This is a genomic window from Mycobacterium gallinarum (assembly GCF_010726765.1).
Lineage (GTDB): Bacteria > Actinomycetota > Actinomycetes > Mycobacteriales > Mycobacteriaceae > Mycobacterium > Mycobacterium gallinarum.
This window is the reverse complement of sequence record NZ_AP022601.1, coordinates 2,830,838-2,857,189: the sequence shown is the minus strand read 5'-3', so window position 1 is coordinate 2,857,189 and position 26,352 is coordinate 2,830,838. Positions and strand designations below refer to the sequence as shown.

Sequence of the window (26,352 nt, the reverse complement as noted above, 5' to 3'; positions counted from 1 at the left end):
GGTGGGCATCCGATGTTCAATCGGCGGCGTCTCCTGGCCGGCGGCGCCGCCGCGGTGGCCGCGGGAACCGCCCTCACCCAGTGCAGTGCAGCGCAATCTGTCACTGCAGCAGGCGGATTCGGCACCGCGGTCGAACCGTTCTACGGCGCGCACCAGAGCGGCGTCGCCACACCGCCGCAGGCGCATGCGATGTTTGTCGCGCTCGACCTGATCCCGCAGGGGGGCCGAAGTGCCCGCGACACGCTCACCGCCGTCCTGAAGCTCTGGACATCGGACGCGGCGCGGCTCACCCAGGGTGATCCGGCGCTGGCCGACACCGAACCCGAGCTCGCGCTGCGGCCTGCGCGACTCACCGTCACCGTCGGACTCGGGCCCTCCGTTTTCGACCGTGTGGGGCTGGCGCACCTGCGACCGGAATCGGTCACCGAACTGCCCACTTTCAGCACCGACCGGCTCGAGCCGGCATGGTGTGGCGGAGATCTGTTGTTGCAGATCTGCGCCGACGATCCGGTCGTCATCGCGCACGCGGGCCGGGTGCTGCTGAAGAACGTCCGCTCCATGACCCGCCAACGATGGCGGCAGACTGGCTTTCGCAACGCCCACGGCTCCAACCGCCCGGGTGGCAGCATGCGCAATCTCATGGGGCAGGTCGACGGGACGGCGAACCTGCGTGACGATCAGGCACTCGACCGGCATGTGTGGGCGGATGGTGCGGCCACGCCGTGGTTCGCCGGCGGCACGGTGCTCGTCATCCGGCGGATCCGCGCCGAAATGGACACCTGGGACGAACTCGACCGTCCCAGTAGGGAACTCACCGTCGGGCGACGTCTGGACACCGGTGCCCCGCTGACCGGTCGAAAGGAGACCGACGAGCCCGACCTCGGCGCCACCGTCGACGGGATACCGGTGATCCCGCCGAGTTCCCACGTCGCGCTGGCCCGGCACCGCACCGATGATGAACAGTTCCTGCGCAGGCCCTACAACTACGACGATCCGCCCCGCGACGACCGCACGACAGACAGCGGGCTCATCTTCGCCTGCTACCAGCGTGACCCTGCGCGACAGTTCGTCCCGGTACAGCATCGCCTCGCGGGCGGCGACGCGCTCAATCAGTGGATCACCACCATCGGATCGGCCACTTTCGCGATCCTGCCGGGCGTTCCGACGCACGGCGGATTCGTGGGGCAGTCGCTGTTGGGATCCCGGGGCTGAGCGAGGACTGCTGATACACGGGCGCAACGAACCGGCCACGTCTTTGTAGCGGCGCCGACGTAGCTTCGCGCAATGAAAGCCCTGTCGCATCCAGCGCTCCAGATCGGTGTCGCCGCGGTCGCCGGACTCGCCTTCGGCCTGATCGCCGGCGAGTGGGCGGCGAATCTGAAATTCGTCGGCGACATGTTCATCCGGCTGATCCAGATGTCGATCGTGCCGCTGGTGATGGCCTCGGTGATCGTCGCGACCGGTTCGATGACCGGCGCAGGCACCGGCAGAATCGCGTTCCGCACGTTCAAATGGATGTTCGGATTCTCGATCGTCGCAGCCATCCTCGCGTGGGTGCTCAGTGTCCTCATCCGCCCGGGCAGCGGTATCGAGTTCAGCGGCGAGGTCGACTCGTCGCTTCAGGAGTCCGCCGGAGAAGCGTTGGGGTGGCAGGACACCCTGCTCAACTTCGTCTCCAAGAACATCTTCGAAGCGATGTCGAGCGCGTCGATGGTGCCGATCATCGTGTTCTCACTGCTTTTGGGCGTGGCGTTGCGCAACCAGATCAACAAGACCGGCGACACCAGGGTGCTGACGTTCATCGACCAGATCCAGCAGATCGTGCTCACCATGATCCGACTCGTCATGTACGCCGCCCCGATCGGAGTGTTCTGTCTGCTGGCGGCGCTGGCGGGCGATGTGGGTTTCGCCGTCGTCACATCGGCGCTGAAATACCTGGGGGCAACGCTGGCCGGTGTCCTCATCCTGTTCGCGTTGTTCGTTGTCGTCGTCACGTTGCGCACCCGGCTGAGTCCGTGGAAACTGCCGGGCAAGCTCGTCGAGCAGACGGCGATCGCAATCACCACGACGAGTTCAGCGGTGACGTTCCCGACGGTGCTCAAGAACACCGTCGAGAAAGTCGGAGTCAGCCAGAAGGTCGCCAACTTCACGCTGTCGGTCGGTCTGACGATGGGCTCGTACGGCGCTGTCCTCAACTAGATGATCGTCGTCATGTTCCTCGCGCAGTCGGGCGACATCGAGCTGAGTTTCGGCGCGATCGTGCTCGGTATGGCACTGGCCATCCTCCTGAACATGGGAACGATCACCGTCCCCGGCGGCTTTCCGGTGGTGGCCACGTTCCTCGCAACGTCTCTGGATCTTCCGCTCGAGGCGGTCGGATTGCTCATCGCCGTCGACTGGTTCGCCGGGATCTTCCGCACGTTCCTCAACGTCAACGGCGACACCTTCGTGGCCATGCTGGTCGCGAACGCCGACGACGAGATCGACCGTGAGGTCTACAACGGGACGAGGACCGTGGTGGCCGAGGAAATCGAGCTCGCGGACTATCAGGACGTGCTCACCCGCGCAGATCAAGCCGACTGACAGGGCCCGCCGCGCCTCACCGGACATGTCGGCGGCCGGACCTACACTCGCGATGCCTGGCAAAGACCGGCTGAATTCGCGGCTCGGCCGCGGCGAGTGAAGGGAGGGTCCGAGATGCGGTTCATACACACCGCCGACTGGCAGCTCGGCATGACCCGCTACTTCCTCAACGGCGAGGCGCAGCCGCGCTATTCGGCTGCGCGCCGTGACGCCGTGGCGGGTCTGAAGGAGCTCGCGGCCGATACCGGAGCCGAGTTCGTGGTCGTGGCGGGCGACGTGTTCGAGCACAACCAACTCGCGCCGAGGGACGTCAGCCAGTCGCTGGAAGCAATGCGCGCCATCGGCGTTCCTGTGTATCTTCTGCCGGGCAATCACGATCCGCTGGATGCCTCGTCGGTCTACACCAGCCCGCTGTTCGTTGCGGAGTGTCCGGACAACGTGACGGTTCTCGACCGGTCCGGTGTGCACGTGGTGCGGCCCGGCTTGGAGCTCGTCGCGGCGCCGTGGACGTCCAAGGCTCCGTGTGCAGACCCGGTGGCCTCCGTACTCGACGACCTGCCTGCCGACGGAACCGCCCGTATCGTGGTCGGCCACGGCGGCGTCGACATCTTCGTTCCCGACAAGGACCGGCCGTCGCTGATCCGGCTGGCGGCACTGGAGGCAGCCATCGTCCGTGGCGCCGTGCACTATGCGGCGTTGGGCGACAAGCACTCTCGTATGCAGGTCGGTTCCACCGGGCGAATCTGGTACTCGGGGTCGCCGGAAGTGACCAACTACGACGACATTGAAACCGATCCAGGTCATGTGCTGGTGGTCGACCTCGACGAAGCCCACCCTGACGCGCCGGTGCAGGTCCAGCCCCACACGGTGGGCCGGTGGCGGTTCGTGACGCTGCGCCGCTCGGTGGACGACAGCCGCGACATCGCCGACCTGGACCTGAATCTGGATCTGATGCCGGACAAGGACCGTACCGTCGTCCGAATCGGGCTGACAGGTTCTCTGACGGTGACCGACAAGGCCGCGCTCGATGCATGTCTGGACAAGTACGCGCGTCTGTTCGCCGCACTTACCGTGTGGGACAAGCAGTCCGACATCGTAGTGACACCCGCTGACGGGGAGTTCGACAACCTCGGGATCGGCGGATTCGCGGCGGCCGCGGTCGACGAGTTGGTCACCGCGGCAAGGGCGGACGGCGATGACGCCGACGCTGCGCGTTCGGCACTCGCGTTGCTGCTGCGCCTGGCGGACAGGGGAGTGGCGTGAAACTGCACCGCATGGTCTTGACCAATTACCGCGGCATCACGCACCGCGAGATCGAGTTCCCCGACCGCGGCGTGGTGGTCGTCAGCGGCGCCAACGAGATCGGCAAGTCGTCGATGATCGAGGCGCTGGACCTGCTTCTGGAATCCAAGGACCGCTCGTCGAAGAAAGAGGTCAAGCAGGTCAAGCCGACGCACGCGGACGTCGGCGCCGAGATCACCGCCGAAATCTCCACCGGCCCTTATCGGTTCGTGTACCGCAAGCGGTTTCACAAGCGGGCCGAGACCGAGTTGACGGTCCTGGCGCCGCGCCGCGAGCAGCTCACCGGCGATGAGGCGCACGAGCGGGTTCGGGCGATGCTGACCGAGACCGTCGACACCTGTCTGTGGCAGGCCCAGCGCGTGTTGCAGTCCGCGTCCACCTCGGTGGTGGATCTTTCCGGCTGCGATGCGCTGTCACGTGCGCTCGACGTCGCCGCGGGCGAGGCCACCGGTGTGTCGGAGGCGCAGCCCGCGGCCGGCAACGGCACCGACGCGTTGTTGATCGACCGGGTCGAGGCCGAGTACCTCGACTACTTCACCCGAACTGGTCGTCCCACCGGACAGTGGGCTGCGGCGACGAACCGGCTGCGCGCCGCCGACCAGGAACTGGCCCGCTGCGCGGCTGCGATGGCGGAGGTCGACGACGCGGTCCGGCGTCATGCCGAGCTCACCCCGCAGCTGGAGCGGCTGACCGCCGAACGCGTCGACGCCGATAAGCAACTCGTCGCTGCGCAGACTGCCGCCGAGGCTGTCGCCGCGCTCGCCGGCCAGCTCAAGCAGGCCGAGCAGGTCGCATCCGCCGCGGACGCCATCCGCGCCACGTCGGTCGCTGCGGTCAACGAGCGGCGCAAGTTGGCCGAGCAGATCGATGCGCGGGCCGCCGCCATCGTCGATCTCGAAGCGTCGGCCGCAGCGGCGGCGGAGGAGCTGGCCACCGCCGCCGAGGTGCAGCAGGCGGCCGAGGTCGTGGCAGAGCAGGCGCGGGCGGCGATGGCTATCGCCCAGGTGCGCGCCGAGGCGGCCCGCCGAAACGTCGACCAACTGGTTGCGCGCGACGAAGCCGACCGGGTTTCCTCGCTGCTGGCCAAGATCGCAGGGGCGCAACGCGATCTGGAGCGCACCGAGGCCGAGCTCGCCGGCATCGCGCTGACGGCCGAACGCATGCGGGCCATCGAGGTCGCGAAGTCTGCGGTTGACGTGGCAACGGGTCAGGTCGAGCTGATGTCGGCGCACGTCGAACTGGTCGCGATCGGCGACATCGAGGTGCGCCTCGGCGGCGAATCGCACCCCCTTGCCGAGGGCGAGTCGTGGTCGACGAGTGTCAGCGCAGAGACCGAGTTCGAAGTCCCGGGTGTTCTGACCGCGCGCGTTGCCCCGGGCACACCGGCATCGGAGACACAGGCGAAACTGGCTGCCGCCCAAGAGGTTCTGTCGACAGCCCTGGTGACGGGCGGCGTAGCCGACGTGGCCGCGGCGCGCACCCTCGACGAGCGGCGTCAACAATTGATGACGACCCGGGATCGGCTGGTCACCCGGATCGAGGCCCTGACCGGCGACGCGTCGGCCGAGCAGTTGCGGACCCGGCTGGCCGAGTTGACCGCGCGCCAACCCGCTACCGCGGACCTGTTCGGAATCGACCCCGTCGCGGCACGTGCCGAACTCGAGTCGGCGACGGTCGCCGTCACCCAGGCCATCGCCGAGGGGGACAAACACCGCAAGGTCGCTGAGGCGGCGGCAAAACAACTGGGGGAGCGCGAGACCTGCGTCGCGCTGGTGCGCGACAAGCTCGTCACCGAACAGGGCCAGATCATGCTGGCGCGTGAGGAACTCGCGCGACAGCGCGCGGCGGCCACCGACGCGGAGCTCGCCGTCAAAGCCGAGGCGCACGAGGAGGAGGCGCGGCGCGCGAACATTCTCGTCGCCGAGCTCCGCGACGAGCTGGCGGGCGCGGCACCCGACGCCGTCGCCACCGCGCTCAGCGAGGCCGCCCGGAACGCCGAAGCGCTGGGTCGCGCCCATGACGAGGTGGTCGAGGCGCTGCGCGAGGTGAAGACGCAGCTGAAGGTGTACGGCACCGAGGGGCGCAAAGGGCAGCTGGACGCCGCCGAAACCGAACGTGAACACGCCGAGGCCGACTACCTGCGGGTGCAACGTCGCGCCCGCGCGGCGGAACTGCTGCGGTCGGTGATCACCCGTCACCGCGATGCGACCCGGCTGCGCTACGTCGATCCGTTCCGCAGCGAGGTGGAACGCCTCGGTCGGCTGGTCTTCGGCGACAGTTTCGAGGTCGACGTCGACAGCGACCTGAAGATCCGCAGCCGCACGCTGTCAGGCCGCACGGTCCCGTACGAGTCGTTGTCCGGCGGAGCGAAGGAGCAGCTGGGCATCGTCGCGCGGCTCGCCGGCGCGGCGCTGGTGGCCAAGGAGGACACCGTCCCCGTGGTGATCGACGACGCCCTGGGCTTCACCGACGCCGATCGGCTCGTCAAGATGGGTGCGGTGTTCAACGCGGTCGGCGGTGACGGTCAGGTGATCGTGCTGACGTGCAGTCCGCAGCGCTATGCCGCGGTCGACGGCGCCCACCACATCGCGCTGACCACCTAAGGGTTCGGCGAACAAGTCCATGCCGTATCCAATCGGCACCGCTTCTTCTCATACAACCGTTCGTCGAGCAGCAGCACCGTTACGGGCTTTCCGCCGATGTCGGCCACGATGTATTCCGTCAACTCGTGCATGTAATCCACGTTGACTGGGTCATCCCAGGCACCTTCGGCGCCGACGAACGAGATCTCCCGCTTGCCGGGCTGCCCGGCGATCCACACCTCGGTGGCGACGGTGCCATCGAAGTAGCGGCCCCTTGTCAGGGCTTCACCGAAGTCCTGGGCGGCTTCGCGCGAGGCGCCGCGAGAGTAGAAGACATGCTGGCCGTGGCCGAAGTCGACGGACTCCTGCGTGTCGAGCAGCGCCTTGGGATTGATGCCCGTGCTCAAGAACCAGATGGCGAAAGCGCCGAGCATCAACGCGCCGAACCCCAGGCCGATCGCCGCACCGACCCCGGACGAGATCTTTCCGCCGCCGGCGGCGACGTGTGCATCGAAGCGGCGGCCCTGCAGCCATTTCGCGACAAAGTATCCAACGAGCAGCTGCGGCACAAGGAAGACGACGGCGGGCACACTCGCGGGCGTGATCAGCGCCAGCCAGGCGACGACCGAGAACGCGACGAATCCCGCGGCGACGACGGTCGCGGCGGCAGCCTTCTGGCGCCATTTCCAGTAGTTGAACCCGAGCAGGATGCCGCCTGCAGCGAAGCCCCCAAGCGCGGTAGCCCAGGTGACGCCGGTGGGAGGATGAAGACGGTAGGCAGGGGGCACAGCCTGGGGTTCCGCGGCGGGTGGCTGGGGTTCCATCCGATGGCTCCGAAGTGCGAGGGCGGTTCGAAGGTGCTGCTGGTCGCCGGCTACATCCTCGTGCATCACGCGGTTGCTGGGCGTCAATTTGCGTTCTTTGTACCCGGGAACGCTCGAACGCCCGGATAAGGTCGCCCCACATAGTGACGCGGGCAATCGACCGCATCGCGGTCGCTGGACTCATAGACTCCGGCGGGTGGACGCCGACTACATCGTTGTGGGAACGGGCTCTGCCGGATCGGTGGTGGCCAATCGTCTGAGTGCGGATCCGGCCGCTGCGGTCGTGGTGCTCGAAGCCGGGCCGAAGGATAAAGACAAATTTGTTCACATCCCCGCGGGCTTCTCGAAGCTGATGCGCACCCCGATGGACTGGGACTATCTCACGGAGCCTCAGAAAGAGCTCGACGGGCGCGAGATCTATTGGCCGCGAGGCAGAATGCTCGGCGGCTCGTCGTCGATGAACGCGATGATGTGGGTCCGCGGATTCGCCGCCGACTACGACGAGTGGGGTGCCGCCGCCGGCGAGCAGTGGAGCTACGCGAATCTGGAACCGTATCTGCGCCGCATTGAAAGCGGCCCGCTGTCGATCGCTCGTCAACGAAGCCCCCGGTCGTCCACGGCCGCATGGCTCAAGGCCGTCCAGGAATGCGGCTACCGCATCGAAGAGCCCAATCAAGATGAGCCGCAGGGCTTCTGCGAAACCCACGTCACACAGCGCCGCGGGGCGCGGTGGAGCACCGCGGACGCTTACCTGAAGCCTGCGGTCAAACGTCCGAACCTGACGCTGCTGACCGAAGCCACCGCCACGAAAGTGCTGTTCGACGGGCAACGCGCTGCCGGGGTCGAGTTCGAGAAAGACGGACGCAAGCAGGTGGTGCGGGCAAAACGCGAGGTGGTGCTGTGCGGAGGCGCGATCAACAGCCCGCAGCTGCTGATGCTCTCCGGAATCGGTGACCGCGATCAGCTCACCGAGCACGGCATCGACGTGGTCGCCGAGTCGCCGGACGTCGGCGCCAATCTGCTCGATCACCTGGTGGTGCCGCTGGGATTCGACGTGCCGAATGACACTTTGTTCGCGGCCGAGAAGCCGCTGGAACTGCTCAACTACTTGATTCGCAGGCGCGGCATGCTCACATCAAACGTCGGTGAGGCGTACGGCTTCGTGAAGAGCCGCGCCGATCTCGAATTGCCCGATCTGGAGCTGATATTCGCGCCGGCACCGTACTTCGAGGAAGGCCTCGGCGACCCGTATCCGGGCCATGCGGTCGTGATGGGCCCGATCTTGTTGAAGCCGTACAGCAGCGGCACCATCACCTTGCGGTCCTCGAATCCCAAGGACAAGCCGATCATCGATCCGCGGTACCTGACCGACTCGGCCGGCGCGGATCGCGACGCGCTGATGGCCGGCCTGCGGATGTGCGCGACCATCGCGAAGTCACCCGCGCTGAACGGCATCGTCGGCAAGATCGCCAGGCCGCTGAACGCCACGAACCTCGACGACGAAACGTTGGACCGCGCGCTGAACTCGTTGTCGCACACGCTCTATCACCCCGTCGGCACCTGCCGCATGGGTGGCGACGACGCCAGCGTCGTCGACCCGCAGTTGCGCGTCCGTGGGGTCGAGGGCCTGCGGGTCGCGGACGCATCGGTGATGCCGACGATCATCCGGGGGCACACCCATGCGCCCAGCGTGCTGATCGGCGAGAAGGCCGCGGACCTCATCCGCTCCTGAGCGCTAGGCGGGAGAGTCGGGCTGCGAGCTCATGGCGTTACGGGCCGCACTGGTCAGCACCTCGGGGCCGGTGCGTAGCGCCTTGCGCCACGGTGCGACACCGTCGACTTCGATCTCGATGGTGATGCTCAGCACCGTCCTGATGAGGACGATCATCCCTAGAACGGCGGCGTCGGTGAGCGAGGGCGTCGACGTCACGGTCTTGACGATGTCGGCCGCGACGAGCAGCTCGAGGCCGAGAAGAATTGCTCCACCCAGGGATTGCCGCAGCGTCTTGAACGCCCGACCGCCGCTCTTGGTGCGCCTCCAGGTGATCAGCGAAAGTCCGAACGCGAACGCGAACCCGATGATCATCGACAGCACGCCCAGCACTTCGAACGCCTGCGTCGCCCGCTCGAAGAACTCCTGTGTCCGCACGCTGCCTCGGCTCCCGTGGGGTGTTCGATTCGTCCCGCGACTCTATAGAAGATGGGCGCGCAACGGGCAGAATGTAACGCGATGACCATGAACGCCAAACGCCGGCGCGCGCACGACAAACTCGCGGCGCTCCCCGGTGTTCGCGCCGTCCGGCGGCCGGTGGGCAGCGGCCAGGACGGCGCAGACGAGGAGTTCGACCTCTACTACGTGCGCGCCGGGCGCAAGTCTGCTCATCCGCTGGTCGTGATCCCGGGCGGACCCGGAGCGGCATCGGTCGCGCTGTACCGGGGCTTCCGCCGTCGCGCAGCCGCTGAGGGCCTGGACGTAATCATGGTCGAGCACCGCGGTGTCGGCCTGTCCCGCCACGACGATCGCGGCGCCGACCTCCCGCCGGAAGCGTTGACGATCGGCCAGGCCGTCGACGACGTGGCCGCGGTACTCGACGATGCGGGCGTCGACAAAGCGGTCGTCTACGGCACCTCTTACGGCACCTATCTCGCAGCGGGATTCGGCGTTCGCCATCCTCAGCGGGTGCACGCCATGGTCCTCGACTCACCTGTGCTGTCCGCCCAGGACATCGACGCGGTCCGCGAGGCGGCCCGCAGCCTGCTCTGGAACGGCGAGGACCCCGAGACCGCAGACCTGGCGCCCAAGGTGCGACGGTTGGTCGGCGACAACCAGTTGACGCCGGCAGCCACCCAGCTGGCGATCGCCGTCTACGGCCTAGCCGGACCCGCGCTGCTGCGGCGTCAACTGGATCTGCTACTTACCGGCAAGCACTGGCTGTGGTCGGGCATGGCCCACGCCACCCGGCTGGTGCTGGAACGCAAGGCGCCATACCGAAACGAGCCCGACCTCGTCAACCGCATCGCATACCGCGAGCTGAACTATGGCGCGACACCTGACGGCAAGCCGTTCGACCCTGCCGTGGCATATCGCGAAGCTGACACAGGCACAACAGAATTCGATGCCGAGCCCTTCGATCTGGTCGCCCAGATGCCGAACTTCACCTGGCCGACGGTGGTGATCTCGGGAGGTCGTGACCTGATCACGCCGCCGACGGTGGCACAGCGGGTCGCGTCGCTGATTCCGAACGCGGTCCTGGTCAACTTGGCGACCGCGGGGCACAGCATCGTCGACCTGCGCGAAAGCGCGGCCCTGGACGTCGTCAAGGAGATCTACGACGGCACGTTCCACACACTCCCCGAACGCGAGGCCGCCCTGGATTCGAAACCCGCCGGGCTCGGCGTGCGCGCTTTGGTCTGGGGTATCGAGGCGGCAGCAGCCCTCGAATCTGTGGTGCCCGCGGCGATCCCCCGAACCGTGCGCCGGGCTACTTCATGAAACCGATCGTCGAGTAGTTGGCGTCGGCGAGGCCGAATGCGCCGAAGTTCGCCAAATTGCTTCGCACCGCGACGTTTCCGGTCGACTGCGTCAGCGGAAGGCTGAAGACCTCCTCGAACAGCAGCTTGTCCATCTCGTTGGCGAGCGTGCGGGCTTTTGCGGGATCCAGTTCGCTCACTGTCTCCTCGATTTTGGCGTCGATCGCCGGGCTGCTGATGTTGCCGAAGTTACTTTCCGCGCCCGTGCGGTAGATCTGGGTAAGGCTTGACAGCGGGAAAGCGTCACCGCTCCAAGAAAATTGGGCGATGTCGAAGTTGCCGACCGTGACGTAATCGGTGAAGAAGCCCGCCGCGGGCCGGATGTCGAGGTCGAGCTTGACGCCGATCTGGGCGAGGTTGTTCTGCGCGATCTGGGCATACTGCCTCGTCCCGAGCGAGTCGAAGAGCACATCGCGAATGACCAGCTGCTTGCCGTCCTTCTCGCGGAACTGGCCGTTCATCCGCCAACCCAACGCATCCAGTTCCTGCTTCGCCTTTTCGGGATCGAAGGCGACGACGCCGCTGTTGTCCTGGTAGCCCTCCTGGCCGGCGACGTAGATGTGGTTGTTCAGCGGCACCGGGTTGTCGGCGAGCCCCCGCTGGACCACCGCCGCAATGGTGTTGCGATCGATGCCTCGCGCGACGGCGCGTCGCAATGCTGGATCCGCCAGGATCCGGTCCGGGGATCCGTTGAACGTGAAGTGATACCAGCCCAGCCCCGGGGCGCGACGGATGGCGACGCCGTTGGTGCGCCTGGCGATCTCCATCTCGTCGAGGGTGGCGAGGCCGGTGGCGTCGATCGTGTTGTTCTGCAGTGCCGGGATGCGCGCGGCGTCGTCCAGGATCAGGTACGTGATGCTGTCCAGCAGCGGTGCCTCACCCCACCATTTGGGGTTGCGCGTCAACGTGATCCGCTTCGCGCCGCGGTCGAGGTTGGAGATGAGGAAGGGACCTGCAGAGGGGCCGGGCCCGTTGAGCTGCGCTCGGTTGAACGCCTCCGGGGTAGCCGTCGAACTCTTCGGCAGCAGCATGGTGCTGCCCGCGAACATGCCCTTCCAGTCGGACCAGGGCTTGGCAAACGTGATGACGGCCTGTCGATCGTCGACGCCGCGTTCCACCTTCTCGACCCGATCGCTGCCATTGGTGGCGGCGATCGCGAAACCTTTGTCCTTGCCGCTGGTGGCGTTGATCTGGGACTGGAGGTCCTCCCAGGTGATCGGGGTTCCGTCGCTCCACACCGCTTTGGGATTGATGGTGTACGTGACGACCTGAGGGTCGGTGCTCGTCAGCTCCACGCTGGTGAAGTAGTCGGTGTTGACGGAGGCCGAGCCGTCGGCGGCGATCCGGAATGCCCGCGGCATCGTCGGGCGTTCGATCGATGCAACGTCGCCGGTGTTGCCGTCGATATGAAGTGAGTTGAAGTTCGGCGGGAAGTCGTTCAGCGCCAGCCGTAGGTTGCCGCCCTGCTTCAGGTTCGCGACGTCCTGCGGGTTGACGTCGTTGGTGCTGCCGACTTCGGCGGATCCGCCCGCCGATGGCGCCTCCTGGTTGCTGTCGGAGCAGGCGGTCAGGGTCAGGGCAGCGATTACAGTTGCCATGCCCAGGGCCTGAGTGATGCGTCGGAGGCTCATGCCGACCGACTCTAGCGGCGATTCACCTCCGGTTGCGGAACCGCGGCGAGCAATCGGCGGGTGTACTCGTGTTGCGGGCTGCTGAACACCTGGTCACCGTCGCCCTGCTCGACGACCGTGCCCTTGTACATCACCGCCACCCGGTGGGCCAGATGCTTGACCACGGAAAGGTCGTGGGACACGAACAGGTAGGACAGCCCGAACTGCTGCTGCAGGTCCAGCAGCAGGTTGATGATGCCCGCCTGGATCGACACGTCGAGCGCCGAAACCGGCTCGTCGAGGGCGAGGATCTTGGGTTGCAGCGCCAGGGCACGCGCGATACCGATGCGCTGCTTCTGCCCACCGGAGAACTCAGCGGGGTAGCGAGCGGCGTCCTCCCGCCGCAAGCCGACGATACCGAGTAGCTCGGCCACCCTGTCGTCGATGGTCCTCTTGTCGAAACCGTTGGCGCTCAACGGCTCTGCCAGCACTTCGAACACCGGCAGCCGTGGGTCCAGCGAGGCCACCGGGTCCTGGAACACCGCCTGCAGATCGCCGCGCAGGGCACGGCGGGACCGTGAATCGAGAGTCGCGACGTCGGTGTCGAGCACCTCGATCGAACCCGACTGCGGCGCGGTCAATTCCAGGATCTGATGCAACGTGGTCGACTTACCCGAACCGGACTCGCCGACGATGCCGAGCGTGCGGCCCTGCTCGAGCTCGAAACTGATGCCGTCGACCGCGCGCACCTCGCCGACCTGCCTGCGGAACACCACACCCTTGGTCAGCTTGTACGTCTTGACGAGGTCCCGGACCCGCAGCACCACTGTGCGGTCGGCATCATCATCGGCGGCGTCGGGAGGTTCGGTGGACACGCCGTAGATCTGCGCCGCACTGCGTCCGGCTACCTCGTCGGTGCGGATGCACGCGGCCCGGTGGTCCGGTGCGATCTCGAGCAGTTCCGGTTCGTTGGCGCGGCAGTCGTCGATGGCGAGCGGGCAGCGCGGCTCGAACGGGCAGCCGGGCGGTAGCGCGGCCATGGCGGGCGGGGCGCCCGGTATCGGCACCAGCCGCGCCCCCCGCGCGGCGTCCAAGCGAGGTACCGATCCGAGAAGCCCGGCGGTGTAGGGCATTCGGCGGTTCTCGTACAGCTCCTCGACAGACGCGATCTCGACGGGCCGTCCGGCGTACATCACCAGGGCGCGGTCCGCGAACTCGGCGACCACCCCGAGGTCGTGGGTGATGATCAGAACGCCGGCGCCGGTCACGTCGCGTGCGGTCTTGAGCACGTCGAGGATCTGCGCCTGCACCGTGACGTCCAAAGCAGTCGTCGGCTCGTCGCAGATCAGCAGATCCGGATCGTTGGCGATCGCGATGGCGATGACCACGCGCTGCCTCTCGCCGCCGGACAGTTCGTGGGGAAACGCCCGCGCCCGCTGATCCGGCTGGGCGATACCGACCAGATCGAGCAGCTCGACGGCGCGAGCCCGCGCCGCCCGTCTGGTGGTGTCTCGCTGGTGGATCTCGATCGCTTCGGCGATCTGGTCGCCGACCGGGTAGACGGGCGTGAGCGCCGACATCGGGTCCTGGAACACCGTGCCGATGGTCTTGCCGCGAATCTGCGACATCTCTTGATCGGAAAGCCCGATGAGCTCGTTGCCCTGCAACCGAACCGAACCCGACACCGCGGCGTACTCGGGTAGCAGGCCGACGACGGCCATCGCGCTGGCCGACTTGCCGGCACCCGATTCACCGACGAGCGCGACGACCTCTCGGGGGTCGACGTGAAAGTTCATTCCCCGCACCGCATGGACGACGTCGGTGTCGGTGGGGAAGGCAACCGTCAGATCGCTCACCTCGAGCAGGCTCATTTGCGTACCCTCCGCCGCCGCAGAGCTTTACTGCCCGGGTCGAGCGCGTCGCGCAAGCCATCGCCGATGAGGTTGGCGCAGAAGATGATCAACACGAGCGCACCTGCGGGGAACAGGAACAGCCACGGGAAGGTCGTTGCCGACGGGGTGCCACTGGCGATGAGGGTTCCCAGCGACACGTCAGGCGGCTGCACACCGAAGCCCAGATAGCTCAGCGCGGTCTCGGCGAGGACCGCGATTCCGACGTTCAGCGCGGTGTCGATGATGATGATGGAGGCGACGTTCGGAATGATGTGACGCAGGATTATCCGCGTATTGCTCACGCCCATATACCGTGCGGCCACGACGAATTCGCGTTCACGCAGGCTCATCGTCATACCACGCACGATGCGCGAACTGATCATCCAGCTGAAGACGGACAGCAGAACGATCATCCAGAGGATATCGCCCTTGGTGCGCTGCACGACGATGGTGACGAGCAGGAAGCTGGGTATCACCAGCATGAGGTCGACGATCCACATCAGGGTGCGATCGCGCCAGCCGCCGAAGTAGCCCGCGATGGTCCCGACCGTGGCCGCGATGACGGTGGAGATGAACGCGACACAGACACCGATGAGCATCGACTTCTGCATGCCACGCAGAGTTTGGGCCAACAGGTCCTGGCCGAGTGCGTTGGTGCCGAACCAGTGATCGGTGCTCGGCGGTTGCTGCAGCGCGAAGTAATCCAGATCGCTGTAGCTGTAGGGCAGTAGCGGCGGTAGGGCGTAGCAGCCGACGAACAGAAGGACGAGTATCGCGATCGACACCACGGCGGGCTTGTTGCGCGCAAACCGCCGCAGGACCAGAGTGCGCCTCGACGCGAAGGACGCGACATCGACACCGGACTTCGCGGTCGTCGACGAATCTGTCGTCACAGGTTCGGTCATGTCACGCGCACCCTCGGATCGAGTGCGGCATAGATGATGTCCGACAGCAATCCGGCCAACAGGACCGTGACGCCGGCGAACACAACGATGGCCGAGATGATGTTGATGTCCTGCGTGTTGAGGCCTTGGATGAACCATTCACCCATGCCGTGCCATCCGAAGATCTTCTCGACGAAAACCGCTCCGGTGAACAGTCCCGCGAAACTGTAGGCGAACATCGTCGCCATCGGGATCAGCGCCGTGCGCAGCCCGTGCTTGAAAAGTGCTCTGCGACGGGTCAATCCCTTTGCCCGCGCAGTGCGGATGAAGTCCTGGCCGAGCACGTCGAGCATCGCGTTGCGTTGGTAGCGGCTGTAGCCGGCCATCCCTCCCAGCGCAAGGGTGAGCGTCGGCAGCACGAGATGCTGGAGACGATCGACGAACTGGTTCCATGCACCACCGACCGCGTCCGGCGATGTCTCGCCGGTGAACTCGAAAAGTTGAACGCCCACCGCCGAGTTGATGCCCAACGCCGACAGGATCAGCAGAGTGGCCATCACGAACGACGGAGTGCTGATCACCAACAATGACAGCGCGGTGATGACGCGGTCGCTCATGCGGTACTGACGGATCGCACCCCACGCGCCGATGACCACGCCGGCGACGGTGCCGATCACCGAACCGAGGACCAGCAGTCGCAGACTGACACCGACACGGCGCCACAGCTCGTCGGTCACGGGCTGGCCGGCGATCGTGGTGCCGAAATCTCCGTGGAGGACGCCGGAGGCCCACAGGCCGAACTGAACCAGCAGCGGCCTGTCGAGATTCAGTTCGACCCGTTTGGCTTCGATGACCGCTTCAGGCGGGCGCGGGTTGCGACTCAGGAGGTTCTCGAGCGGGTCGAACTGCCAGGCGGCCAGAACGTAGGCCACGAACGACGCCAGCGCCAGCAGCACGAGGTAGTTGAGCAGCCGGCGCGCGAGAAAGCGCGTCATCCGTCCGGTCCGCATGTGCGCTGCATGCGCACAGGTTATGAGATTCGGGTGGCCGACCTTTGGACAACTCACACGTGGCGGTCAGCGGGTCTCCAGATTCGGCGCGTTCACTGATGGTCACCTGCAGTTATTCGACGGTGGCCGCGAGGAAGGGGCGACCGGCAACACTAGAGGGGCAGTTGAAATGGATGATCAGCACAAGAGCAAATCCCGCGCCGATCTGAGGCTCTGTGCAGCCATGATCGGCGGCAGCGCGGTCGTCGCGATGGCTGCGATCGGCCTGATGGTCGCTCAGGAGCACACGGGGGACCCCGTGGCGAAATCGTCGTCGATGATGACGGTCGGCTCGACAAGCACGCAGACCACACCGTCTAACGCGCCCGCCGTCGCGGTCGCCAAGCCCATCATGAAGGGCCCCGCACCGCTGCCGTCCGAGGAGGAGGCCGCCAAGTAGGTCGTTTCACCCCTCTCCACACCGGTTATCCAAGGGTCGTAGGGGTCAAGGACGACCCTTCAGCGAACTGTTCGACGAGCCGCGACGAGGTGGCTCCCGAAGACCGAATGGAGTGGTCAAGGTGAAATCGAAACAGCTGAAACTGGGTGCGGCAACGCTGGGAACGGGTGCGTTGCTGACCATGGGGGCCATGGGCGTGGCGGCCGGTGTGAGCTCAGCCCAGGAAGAAACCGAGGTGCCGAGTCCGGAGATCACACTAGGGGAGACGACGACGTCCACGACGGCGCCGCCCGAACCCGAGACGTCGGTGGCAGTCCCCGAAGTCACGGCCGAGCCGGCACCGACGGCGTAAGCGACTAGTTGCGCGGAGCAGGTCCCGGTGGTCCGGCAGGACCGCCGGGACCTCTCTGTATGTCCACTGACGTGGCGGTCGTCAGCTGGCCGGCGCGGGTGCCCTGGATCGACACCTGATCGGAAACGGCGATCGTTCGGTCGGTGTGCGCCGCGGCCGGCAGCTCGTAGGTCTGCGTGAAGCCGTCGGCGCTCGCGACCGTGATGGCGGTCGGCGAGATCGCCGTCACCGTTCCGGTCTGCGTGAGCTTCGTGGCGAAGCCGCCGCCATCTGCGACGACGTACTCGCCGTGCAGCGTCGTTGGCTCACCGGCCAGATGCTGAACTGAGGTGAAACCGCCTGGTGGGCCGCCGGGCATGCCGTGCCCGAACGCCTGCTGAGCGGGCGATCCGGTCGCCGCGTATATGGCGGCACCGCCGAAACCGGCGATGACGGCGGCCACGCCCACAGCGACGAGTGTCTCTCGCAATCCCCAGCGTGGAGGGGCGGGCGGCGACGCACCCCAGACGGGCTCGGTGGATTGGTCGATCGTCATACGTACACGCTGCATGACCGACATGTGTGTCGGCTGTGTACCTGATCAGCGGTTGGTGTACACGAACATTCACAGCGGGCGCATAGACAACACACAGGGATCGCCCACGACTCCCGCCGATAATGGAGGCGTGGCGAGTTCCAGCGGTTCGGCGGTCAACGACCAGGAGCCCGCGCGCGTCGTCATGCGCCGGGCCGACGGTCGGCCCATCCATGTCCTGGTCGTCGACGACGAACCGGTTCTCGCCGAGTTGGTGTCGATGGCGCTGAGGTACGAGGGCTGGGAGATCGCGACAGCGGGCGACGGTGCAACCGCCATTGCGCTGGCCCGCCAGACCCCGCCCGACGTGGTCGTGCTCGACGTCATGCTGCCCGACATGAGCGGGCTTGATGTCCTGCACCAGCTGCGCGAACAGATTCCGGGGCTGCCGTTGCTGCTGCTGACAGCGAAGGATTCGGTCGAGGATCGAATTGCCGGGCTGACCGCGGGAGGCGATGACTACGTGACGAAGCCGTTCAGTCTCGAAGAGGTGGTGCTGCGACTGCGCGCGCTGCTGCGGCGCACGGGGGTCACGAGCGAGGCGGGCGGTGCGAAGGTCGTCGTCGGTGATCTGGTGCTGGATGAGGACAGTCACGAGGTGACCCGCGCGGGTGAATTGATCACGTTGACCGCCACCGAGTTCGAGCTGTTGCGGTTCATGATGCGCAATTCCAAACGCGTACTGAGCAAGGCGCAGATCCTGGACCGTGTCTGGAGCTACGACTTCGGCGGAAGGTCGAACATCGTCGAGCTGTATGTCTCGTATCTGCGCAAGAAAATCGACAGCGGGCGCGAACCGATGATCCACACGCTGCGCGGTGCCGGTTATGTCCTCAAACCCGCACGCTGAGCCACCGAGCAGGAGCCGGCTGCTCTCACCGCGCACCTGGTCGCTTCGCACGCGGCTGCTCGTGTCCCAGATCCTGCTGTTGGCTTTGGTATGTGCCGGGATCGGTGTCGGCACAATGATTGCGCTGCAACACTTTCTGACCAACCAGCTCGACGATCGGCTGGCGGAGACCGCCAGGCGCTCCGCGGGCCTGTTCGAGTTCGGTCCGCCCCCGCCGCCGCCCGGGTTTCCGCCGCCTCCCGGTTTTCCGGGACGGATGATCATCCGTGACGACATGGGACCGGGACCGTCCTTCCTCAACGCGCCGGGGCAGGCCGCGCGCACGGTCGGCGCGGTGATCTCGCGCGGCACGCCGTTGAACGCGGGTGTCATCACGGCCGACGGCACCCGCGATCGGATCAGCTCCGCCGCGGCAGAACAACTGGCGCACATCGAGCCTCACGAGGCGCCGGAGACCGTCGACTTAGACGGCCTCGGCAGCTACCGCGTGATCGCAATGCGCGCGCACCCGCCCGGCCAGACGATCGTCACCGGCCTGCCGACGTCGGAAGTGGATGACACCCTGCTCACCGTCGGGATCATCTTCAGTGTGGTGGGTGTCCTCGCGCTGTTCGGCGGGACCACGGCGGGATTTCTCATCATTCGCCGTCAACTCGCCCCGCTGTCAACGGTTTCCGCCGCAGCCCGTCAGGTCGCCGACCTGGAACTCGACCGCGGTGAGGTCCGCCTGCCGACCCCGATCGTCAAGGTCGACCCAGCGGCGGCGCACACCGAGATCGGGCAGCTCGGCTCGTCGCTGAACCGGATGCTCGACCGCATTGCGGGCGCGTTGTCCGCCCGGCATGCCAGCGAGACCCGGGTGCGTCAGTTCGTCGCCGACGCGAGTCACGAACTGCGTACGCCGCTCGCGGCGATCCGCGGGTATACCGAACTGGCGCAACGCAAGCGCGGTGACGTACCCGACGACGTCGCGCACGCGATGAACCGGGTCGAGTCCGAGACGGAGCGCATGACGCGCCTCGTCGAGGACATGCTCTTGCTTGCCCGTCTGGACACCGGGCGACCGCTGCAGCAGGAGTCGGTGGATCTTTCGCGGTTGATCGTCGACACCGTCAGCGATGCTCACATCGCCGGTCCCGGCCATGAATGGTCGCTGGACCTGCCCGACGAACCGGTCGTCGTCACCGGTGACGAAGCGCGACTGCACCAGGTCCTGGCCAATCTGCTCGCCAACGCGCGCACCCATACGCCGCCGGGCACGTCGGTCACGACGTCGCTGATGCAATCCGAGGCCGGCGAAGTCGTCCTGACCGTGGCCGACGACGGACCGGGCATACCCGAGTGGCTGCAGCCCGAGATCTTCGAGCGATTCGCCCGCGGCGACACCTCGCGGTCGCGGCGCGGCGGAAGCACCGGCCTGGGGCTGGCGATCGTCGCGGCCGTGGTCAAGGCGCATCGCGGCACCATCGATGTGCGCAGCGGGCCCGGTGCGACGGTGTTCGCCGTGACCTTGCCCGGCAATTCACAGCCAAGCCACAGCGCGAGCCAACCGAGGGCCTAGCCGGGCGAGACAGGATCGTCTCAGTGACGACGACCCTGGTTCTTCCGCGCGAGCGCGCGCAGGAAGCCCCAAATAGCTCCGGCGACAAGTGCTCTGCCGTGGTCTCGAGGCTGGGACTACCTCTTCTGCTGGCGTCGACGGCGGTGCTCTACCTGTGGAGACTGGGCGACAGCGGGTGGGCGAACGCCTTCTACGCCGCGGCGGTGCAGGCCGGCGCGCACAACTGGACGGCGATGCTGTTCGGGTCGAGCGATCCCGCCAACGCGATCACCGTCGACAAGACTCCCGCGGCGTTGTGGGTCATGGACGTCTCGGTTCGTCTGTTCGGACTGAACTCGTGGAGTGTTCTCGTACCGCAGGCGCTCATGGGTGTCGCGTCCGTCGGGTTGCTCTATGCCGCCGTCCGCCGTGTCGCCGGGCCCAGTGCGGGCCTGCTGGCCGGCGCGGTGCTCGCGGCGACGCCCGTCGCGGCGTTGATTTTCCGCTTCAACAATCCCGACGCGCTGCTGGTGCTCCTGCTGGTCGCCGCCGCGTATTGTATGCAGCGGGCATGCGAAAAAGGCTCCAGCCGTTGGTGGTTGGTGGCCGCGGGCGTTGCGGTGGGTGTCGGCTTCCTGGCCAAGATGCTGCAGGCTTTCCTGGTATTGCCCGCATTCGCAGCCGCGTACCTTGTCGCCGGGCACCGCACGCTGTCGCGCCGCGTCGTCGACCTGGTCATCGCGGGCTCGGCCGTGGTGGTTTCGGCGGGGTGGTACCTCGCGCTCGTCGAACTCTGGCCCGAGTCGTCGCGCCCCTACATCGGCGGATCACAGCACAACAGCATCATTGAACTGACTCTGGGCTACAACGGTTTTGGCCGCTTGACGGGTAAGGAGACCGGCGGCCTCGGCAACCTCAACCACGACGTGGGGTGGGGACGGCTCCTCGGCGCCGGCATGGGCCTTGACATCGCGTGGCTGCTGCCGGCCGCAGCGATCTGCCTGGTGGCCGGCATGATTCTCACTCGGCGCGCGCCGCGCACCGACCCCGCACGGGCCGCGCTCATCCTGTGGGGCGGCTGGCTGGCCGTATCCGCACTGGTTTTCAGCTTCTCCAACGGCATCATCCACGCCTACTACACCGTCGCTCTCGCGCCCGCGGTCGGCGCCTGCATCGGAATTGGCGCAACACTACTGTGGCGGAACAGATCCGACATTCGAGCCGCGACGGCCCTGTCCGGGACGGTGCTTGTCACCACCATCCTCGGGGCGGTGTTGCTGACCCGTCATTCGGAGTGGATGCCGTGGCTGCGGGCGAGTGTCTCGGTCGGGGGAGTCGGGGCCGCGGTGCTGCTGCTCGTATCCGGCCGGTTGGCACCGGTGGTGGCGCGATTGGTGGCGGCGCTGGCGGTCGTGTCGTGTCTCGCGGCGCCCGCGGGTTTCTCGATCGCGACGGCCGCAACGCCGCACAGCGGCGCGATACCGAGTGTGGGGCCGTCTCGCCACGTATCCGGCCCCGGCTTTGGCGGGGCGGGGGGCCTGCTTGATTCGCCGAAGCCGTCGACCGGGCTGGTAGCCACCCTCGCCCGCGGCGCGAAGGACTACACCTGGGCCGCGGCGGTCGTCGGATCCAACAACGCCGCGGGCTACCAACTGGCCAGCGGCGCACCGGTGATGGCGATCGGAGGTTTCAACGGCACCGACCCTGCACCGACTCTCGAGAAGTTCCAGCAGCTCGTCGCCACGGGTCAGATCCACTACTTCATCGGCGATCGCATGATGTTGCTGACCGGCAGGTGGGGATCGTCGAGCGGCGGCAGCCGCGCGGCCGCCGACATCGCGCAGTGGGTGGAGACGCACTACACCCCGCTCGTCGTGGACCGTGCGGTGATCTACGACCTCAGCGCGCCGGCGCCGAATACATAGCTGGCATACAGCTTGGCCCCACGGCCAGCACAATCTGCACCTCGACGATGGGTTCCATGACCGATACCGCCCTAGAACGTGGCACCTCTGCTCGGACCCGATTCGAATCCCGGCCGAACGCCACCGAGATAGCGCGCGAGGCAGGTGTGCCCGTGCTCGACGTGGTGGTGCCGGTGTACAACGAGCAGGTCGCTCTGGCCGACTCGGTGCATCGTCTGCACCGTCACCTCCGGGAGCACTTTCCGTTTTCAGCGCGCATCACCATCGCCGACAATGCGAGCACCGACGACACCGCACGGATCGCCGCGCGACTGGCCGCCGACCTGAGTGACGTCCGGGTGGTGCGGCTGCCGGAGAAGGGTCGTGGCCGTGCCTTGCACGCTGCGTGGTCGACGTCGGACGCACCGGTGCTCGTCTACATGGACGTGGATCTGTCCACCGACCTCGCCGCACTCGCACCGCTGGTGGCGCCGCTGGTTTCGGGACATTCCGACCTGGCGATCGGAACCCGGCTGGGCCGCGGCTCTCGGGTGGTGCGAGGCGCCAAGCGCGAGGTCATCTCCCGCTGCTACAACCTGATCCTGAAATCTGCCCTCGCGGCTCGCTTTTCCGACGCGCAGTGCGGGTTCAAGGCGATTCGGGCCGACGTCGCGCAACGCCTGTTGCCGCATGTGGCCGACACCGGATGGTTCTTCGACACCGAACTGCTGGTGTTGGCCGAACGCAGCGGTCTGCGAATCCACGAGGTCCCGGTGGACTGGGTCGACGATCCCGACAGTCGGGTGGACATCGTCGCGACCGCGGCGGCCGATCTCAAGGGCATCGGCCGTCTGCTGCGCAACTTCGCCAACGGTTCGATACCGGTGAATGCGATTGCGGCACAGCTGGGTTCGTCACAGCGCTCGGCCGCCCCGGGCTCGCTGTTCCGGCAGGTCGTGCGATTCGGCACGATCGGGGTGGTGTCGTCGGCGGCGTACGCTGTGCTGTTCATGCTGATGCAGGGGTCGGTCGGCGCCCAGACGGCCAACCTGATCGCATTGCTGCTGACCGCCATCGGAAACACCGCGGCGAACCGTCGCTTCACATTCGGGATCGGCGGCAGGACGAACGTGACACGTCAGCACGTCGAAGGTCTCATCGTGTTCGCGATCGCGCTGGCGATCACGAGCGGATCGCTTGCCGTCCTGCACACGTTCGTGGCCGACCCGCATCATCTGGTCGAGCTGGTTGTGCTGGTGCTGGCCAACCTCGTAGCCACCGCGGCGCGATTCGTCCTGCTGCGCGGCTGGGTGTTTCACCCCCGCCGGACCAACTGAACGATCTGAAAGGCGAAGGAATCGATTGATGACCATCACCGCTGACATGCAACCGCACACCACGCCGGCTGACGACGGCCCTGGGGAGGTCGCGCAACCGCGCTGGGTGCGTCCCGCGCTGTTCACCCTTCTGGCGGCGACCGCAGTGCTCTACCTGTGGGGCCTGGGGTCCTCGGGCTGGGCCAACGATTACTACGCCGCCGCCGCGCAGGCCGGAACCCAGGACTGGAAGGCCTGGCTGTTCGGCTCGCTGGACGCGGGGAATGCGATCACGGTCGACAAGCCGCCCGCGTCACTGTGGCTGATGGCGTTGTCCGGCAGGATCTTCGGGTTCAGCGCCTTCTCCATGCTGCTGCCGCAGGCGTTGATGGGTGTCGGAGCCGTCGCCGTGCTGTACGGGGCCGTCCGACGCTGCAGCGGGCCGGCGGCGGGCCTGATCGCGGGCGCGGTGCTTGCGCTGACGCCAGTCGCGGCCCTGATGTTCCGATTCAACAATCCCGATGCGCTGCTGGTGCTGCTGCTCGTGGTTGCCGGCTACTGCATGGTGCGGGCGATCGAAACAGCGAGTAATCGCTGGATGATGTTGACTGGCTGTGTCATTGGCTTTGCATTCCTGACCAAGTTGCTACAGGCATTCCTGGTGGTGCCAGGCCTGGCGCTGGCGTTTCTCGTCGCGGCCCCCGTTGGCATGTGGAAGCGCATCGGAAAGCTGCTCATCGCCGGCATCGCGATGGTGGTCTCGGCCGGCTGGTACCTCGTGCTCGTCGATCTGTGGCCGGCCGACTCACGGCCGTACATCGGCGGCTCGTCAGACAACAGCCTGCTGCAGTTGACCTTGGGCTACAACGGACTCGACCGTGTGCTGGGCGGTGGCTCAGACGGGCCGCCCGGTGGAGCACCCAGTGGACCGCCTGCAGGTATGCACAACCTGTTCTTCGGCGGAGAACCCGGCATCGGCCGACTGTTCGGCCATTCGATGGGCACCCAGGCGTCGTGGCTGCTGCCCGCGGCACTGGTCGGCCTGCTCGCCGGGCTCTGGTTCACCCGTCGCACCGCCCGCACCGCGAGTGTGCGTGCCTCGCTGCTGCTGTGGGGTGGATGGCTGATCGTCACCGCCGCGGTGTTCAGCTTCATGGACGGCATCATTCACCCCTACTACACTGTGGCGCTCGCGCCGGCGATCGCAGCGCTGGTCGGCATTGCAGTACGAGAACTATGGCGCGGCAAGGAGTTACTGGCCTCCCGCATCGTGCTCGCGATCATGTCGGCAGGTACGGGCGTGTGGGCGTTCATACTGTTGGACCGAACGCCGGACTGGCTGCCCGAGCTGCGATGGGTGGTGCTGGTCGGCTCGATCATCGTCGCGGCAATCATCGCCGTCGGCGCGCACCGGGTCGGTCGCCTCGCTCCCGTCTTGATCTCCGGCGCACTGCTTTTCGGAGTTCTCGCGCCGGCCGCGTATTCAATCGCCACCGTGGCGAGCTCGCACAGCAGTGGACCGATGGCGATGGCCGGCCCGATGCTCGATGCCAACATGGAGCCGCCGGGTGCCGACGGGCCGGGCTTTGGCGCCGTTGACAACCCACTGCTGGAGAACCTCGTCAAGGGTGTGGACAACCGTTGGGCAGCAGCGACTATCGGCTCGATGACGGCCGGCAGCCTGGAGCTGAAGACCGGCGCATCGATCATGGCGATCGGCGGGTTCTCCGGCGGAGACAATTCGCCGACGCTCGAGCAGTTCCAGAACTACGTCGCCAACCACGAGGTGCGGTACTTCATCGCCAGCGGTCACCAGGGGCCGGGCCGGCGGGAATCCGGTGCTGCGGCCGACATCGCGACCTGGGTGAAGCAGAACTTCACACCGATCGATATCGGCGGCACGACGGTATACGACTTGGACGCGCGGTTCAGCAGCGCGACGCCGTCGCCGTAGTGCCCCTCGAACAGACGGCCGTCGTCAATTCGATCGGGGTGATTCTCTTCGGCTCTCACACCTGCCAGCGGGGATACAGTGCAACGATGTCCGTGACCGACGAATACCTGAAGAACAACGAGGCATACGCGAGTTCCTTCACCGGCCCGCTGCCGCTGCCGCCGAGCAAGCACGTCGCCGTAGTGGCGTGCATGGACGCCAGGCTCGACGTCTACCGGGTCCTCGGGCTCGGCGACGGCGAAGCGCATGTCATCCGCAACGCCGGCGGCGTGATCACCGACGACGAGATCCGATCGCTGGCCATCAGCCAACGCCTGCTCGGCACCAGAGAGATCATCCTGATCCACCACACCGACTGCGGCATGCTGACGTTCACCGACGACGGTTTCAAACAGCAGATCCAGGACGAGACCGGTATCAAGCCGGAGTGGGCGGCGGAGGCGTTCGTCGATGTCGACGAGGATGTGCGGCAGTCGCTGCGCCGCATCGAGGCCAGTCCGTTCGTCACGAAGCACGAGTCCGCGCGCGGTTTCGTCTTCGATGTGGCGACGGGCCGCCTCAACGAGGTGACTCTGTAGCGGCTTTGCACCGAGCGCACCTCACCTCGTTTCGCGAGCGTGCGTGTTTGCACACGACACGCCGAGCTAATCCAGCATTTCGCGCACACTCGCGCGAGTGTCAGCCGACCTTGTAGGAGGCGATCGCCTTCGCGACCGCCTCACCATCTGGGCTGACCACGTCGACGTCGCAATTCACCAACGTCCTGCCACGGCGTAGGACACGCCCGATCGCGATCAAATCGGTCGCGCGGGCCGGCGCGAGAAACTGGATCGACATCGACGTGGTCACGCCGCGCAGCGAGTCGGGCACCTCTGCGCCCGCCCATGCAGCGGCCATCACCGCGACGTCGGCCAGGGCGGTGACGGCGCCTCCGTGGACCATATCGCCGAGCGTGACGTTGGATTCGTCCCACGGGAGGCGTAGCCGTACCTCGTCACAGTCGAGCACCTCGGCGACGATGCCGAGCTTGGCGACGAACGGCGATGCGGGGATGAACTGCGCCATGACCTCGGCGCCGGTCGGCGCGCCAGCTGTGAGTGACATGCGTCCAGTATCTGCACCGGATCAATTACCACGGGGGTAGTCGGCCGAGTCGCGCACGCAGCGGCGGGCGCCGACAACACCGATCGTTGACACGGCAGGCC

21 protein-coding genes and 1 pseudogene are annotated in these 26,352 nt (G+C 66.6%); 14 read left to right on the top strand and 8 right to left on the bottom strand.

Going from position 1 to position 26,352, the window contains the following annotated elements:
• The first annotated feature begins 12 nt into the window (after positions 1–12).
• The 4 genes and pseudogenes from G6N42_RS13860 (at position 13) to G6N42_RS13845 (ending at position 6,488) form a co-directional block, all read left to right on the top strand.
• On the top strand, positions 13–1,212 hold the full coding sequence (locus tag G6N42_RS13860) for a Dyp-type peroxidase (RefSeq protein WP_232076134.1): 1,200 nt from the start codon (positions 13–15) through the stop codon (positions 1,210–1,212).
• A 72-nt stretch (positions 1,213–1,284) separates the two neighbouring features.
• Positions 1,285–2,583 (top strand): annotated as a pseudogene (locus G6N42_RS13855) (dicarboxylate/amino acid:cation symporter).
• A 114-nt stretch (positions 2,584–2,697) separates the two neighbouring features.
• Positions 2,698–3,846, top strand: a complete 1,149-nt coding sequence (locus G6N42_RS13850; protein ID WP_163730105.1) for a metallophosphoesterase family protein — start codon at positions 2,698–2,700, stop codon at positions 3,844–3,846.
• The gene (locus tag G6N42_RS13845) at positions 3,843–6,488 is read left to right on the top strand and encodes an AAA family ATPase (RefSeq protein ID WP_163730104.1); all 2,646 of its coding nucleotides are present in this window, start codon (positions 3,843–3,845) and stop codon (positions 6,486–6,488) included. The genes G6N42_RS13850 and G6N42_RS13845 overlap by 4 nt, the downstream gene beginning before the upstream one ends.
• On the opposite strand, the gene G6N42_RS13840 is transcribed toward G6N42_RS13845, so the two are convergent.
• On the bottom strand, positions 6,485–7,291 hold the full coding sequence (locus tag G6N42_RS13840) for a hypothetical protein (RefSeq protein WP_163730103.1): 807 nt from the start codon (positions 7,289–7,291) through the stop codon (positions 6,485–6,487). The two genes, G6N42_RS13845 and G6N42_RS13840, sit on opposite strands and share 4 nt — an antisense overlap.
• Positions 7,292–7,487: 196 nt before the next feature.
• On the opposite strand from G6N42_RS13840, the gene G6N42_RS13835 reads away from it, so the two are divergent.
• Entirely contained in the window at positions 7,488–9,023 is a 1,536-nt protein-coding gene (locus G6N42_RS13835) for a GMC family oxidoreductase (protein WP_163730102.1), read from the top strand.
• 3 nt (positions 9,024–9,026) lie between these two features.
• On the opposite strand, the gene G6N42_RS13830 is transcribed toward G6N42_RS13835, so the two are convergent.
• Positions 9,027–9,440, bottom strand: a complete 414-nt coding sequence (locus tag G6N42_RS13830) for a DUF1622 domain-containing protein (RefSeq protein ID WP_163730101.1) — start codon at positions 9,438–9,440, stop codon at positions 9,027–9,029.
• An 81-nt stretch (positions 9,441–9,521) separates the two neighbouring features.
• Between G6N42_RS13830 and G6N42_RS13825 the strand changes: the two genes are divergently transcribed.
• On the top strand, positions 9,522–10,784 hold the full coding sequence (locus G6N42_RS13825) for an alpha/beta fold hydrolase (protein WP_163730100.1): 1,263 nt from the start codon (positions 9,522–9,524) through the stop codon (positions 10,782–10,784).
• On the opposite strand, the gene G6N42_RS13820 is transcribed toward G6N42_RS13825, so the two are convergent.
• Genes G6N42_RS13820 through G6N42_RS13805 form a run of 4 tightly spaced genes read right to left on the bottom strand, consistent with a single transcriptional unit; the run spans position 10,774 to position 16,203 of the window.
• Positions 10,774–12,453 (bottom strand): ABC transporter family substrate-binding protein, encoded by a 1,680-nt coding sequence (locus G6N42_RS13820; protein ID WP_163730099.1) that lies wholly within the window; start codon positions 12,451–12,453, stop codon positions 10,774–10,776. The genes G6N42_RS13825 and G6N42_RS13820 overlap by 11 nt on opposite strands.
• Before the next feature lie 11 nt (positions 12,454–12,464).
• A complete protein-coding gene (locus tag G6N42_RS13815; protein WP_163730098.1) occupies positions 12,465–14,303 on the bottom strand; it encodes a dipeptide ABC transporter ATP-binding protein in 1,839 nt (612 codons plus the stop codon).
• A complete protein-coding gene (locus tag G6N42_RS13810) occupies positions 14,300–15,229 on the bottom strand; it encodes an ABC transporter permease (RefSeq protein ID WP_163730097.1) in 930 nt (309 codons plus the stop codon). Before G6N42_RS13810 ends, G6N42_RS13815 begins: the two co-directional genes overlap by 4 nt.
• Entirely contained in the window at positions 15,226–16,203 is a 978-nt protein-coding gene (locus G6N42_RS13805) for an ABC transporter permease (protein WP_163737481.1), read from the bottom strand. The genes G6N42_RS13810 and G6N42_RS13805 overlap by 4 nt, the downstream gene beginning before the upstream one ends.
• A 184-nt stretch (positions 16,204–16,387) precedes the next feature.
• On the opposite strand from G6N42_RS13805, the gene G6N42_RS13800 reads away from it, so the two are divergent.
• Complete coding sequence (locus tag G6N42_RS13800; RefSeq protein WP_163730096.1) at positions 16,388–16,657, top strand: hypothetical protein; 270 nt, start codon at positions 16,388–16,390, stop codon at positions 16,655–16,657.
• Positions 16,658–16,778: 121 nt separating this feature from the next.
• Positions 16,779–17,009, top strand: coding sequence for a hypothetical protein (locus G6N42_RS13795; RefSeq protein WP_163730095.1), 231 nt, complete (start codon positions 16,779–16,781; stop codon positions 17,007–17,009).
• 4 nt (positions 17,010–17,013) lie between these two features.
• On the opposite strand, the gene G6N42_RS13790 is transcribed toward G6N42_RS13795, so the two are convergent.
• The gene (locus G6N42_RS13790) at positions 17,014–17,544 is read right to left on the bottom strand and encodes a hypothetical protein (RefSeq protein ID WP_163730094.1); all 531 of its coding nucleotides are present in this window, start codon (positions 17,542–17,544) and stop codon (positions 17,014–17,016) included.
• A gap of 184 nt (positions 17,545–17,728) precedes the next feature.
• On the opposite strand from G6N42_RS13790, the gene G6N42_RS13785 reads away from it, so the two are divergent.
• The 6 genes from G6N42_RS13785 (at position 17,729) to G6N42_RS13760 (ending at position 25,725) form a co-directional block, all read left to right on the top strand.
• Positions 17,729–18,433 (top strand): response regulator transcription factor, encoded by a 705-nt coding sequence (locus G6N42_RS13785; protein WP_083124249.1) that lies wholly within the window; start codon positions 17,729–17,731, stop codon positions 18,431–18,433.
• Entirely contained in the window at positions 18,411–19,994 is a 1,584-nt protein-coding gene (locus tag G6N42_RS13780) for a sensor histidine kinase (RefSeq protein ID WP_163730093.1), read from the top strand. The genes G6N42_RS13785 and G6N42_RS13780 overlap by 23 nt, the downstream gene beginning before the upstream one ends.
• Before the next feature lie 23 nt (positions 19,995–20,017).
• The gene (locus G6N42_RS13775) at positions 20,018–21,898 is read left to right on the top strand and encodes a glycosyltransferase family 39 protein (protein ID WP_163730092.1); all 1,881 of its coding nucleotides are present in this window, start codon (positions 20,018–20,020) and stop codon (positions 21,896–21,898) included.
• A gap of 56 nt (positions 21,899–21,954) precedes the next feature.
• On the top strand, positions 21,955–23,214 hold the full coding sequence (locus tag G6N42_RS13770; protein WP_434059583.1) for a bifunctional glycosyltransferase family 2/GtrA family protein: 1,260 nt from the start codon (positions 21,955–21,957) through the stop codon (positions 23,212–23,214).
• 28 nt (positions 23,215–23,242) lie between these two features.
• The gene (locus tag G6N42_RS13765; RefSeq protein WP_163730090.1) at positions 23,243–25,147 is read left to right on the top strand and encodes a glycosyltransferase family 39 protein; all 1,905 of its coding nucleotides are present in this window, start codon (positions 23,243–23,245) and stop codon (positions 25,145–25,147) included.
• Positions 25,148–25,233: 86 nt separating this feature from the next.
• Positions 25,234–25,725: a beta-class carbonic anhydrase gene (locus tag G6N42_RS13760; protein WP_163730089.1), complete on the top strand. Its 492-nt coding sequence runs from the start codon at positions 25,234–25,236 to the stop codon at positions 25,723–25,725.
• A gap of 100 nt (positions 25,726–25,825) precedes the next feature.
• Here the strand turns inward: G6N42_RS13760 and G6N42_RS13755 are convergent, their stop codons facing one another.
• Positions 25,826–26,251 carry a PaaI family thioesterase gene (locus tag G6N42_RS13755; RefSeq protein ID WP_163730088.1) on the bottom strand — a complete coding sequence of 142 codons (426 nt, stop codon included), beginning with the start codon at positions 26,249–26,251 and terminating at the stop codon, positions 25,826–25,828.
• Between the last annotated feature and the right edge of the window lie 101 nt (positions 26,252–26,352).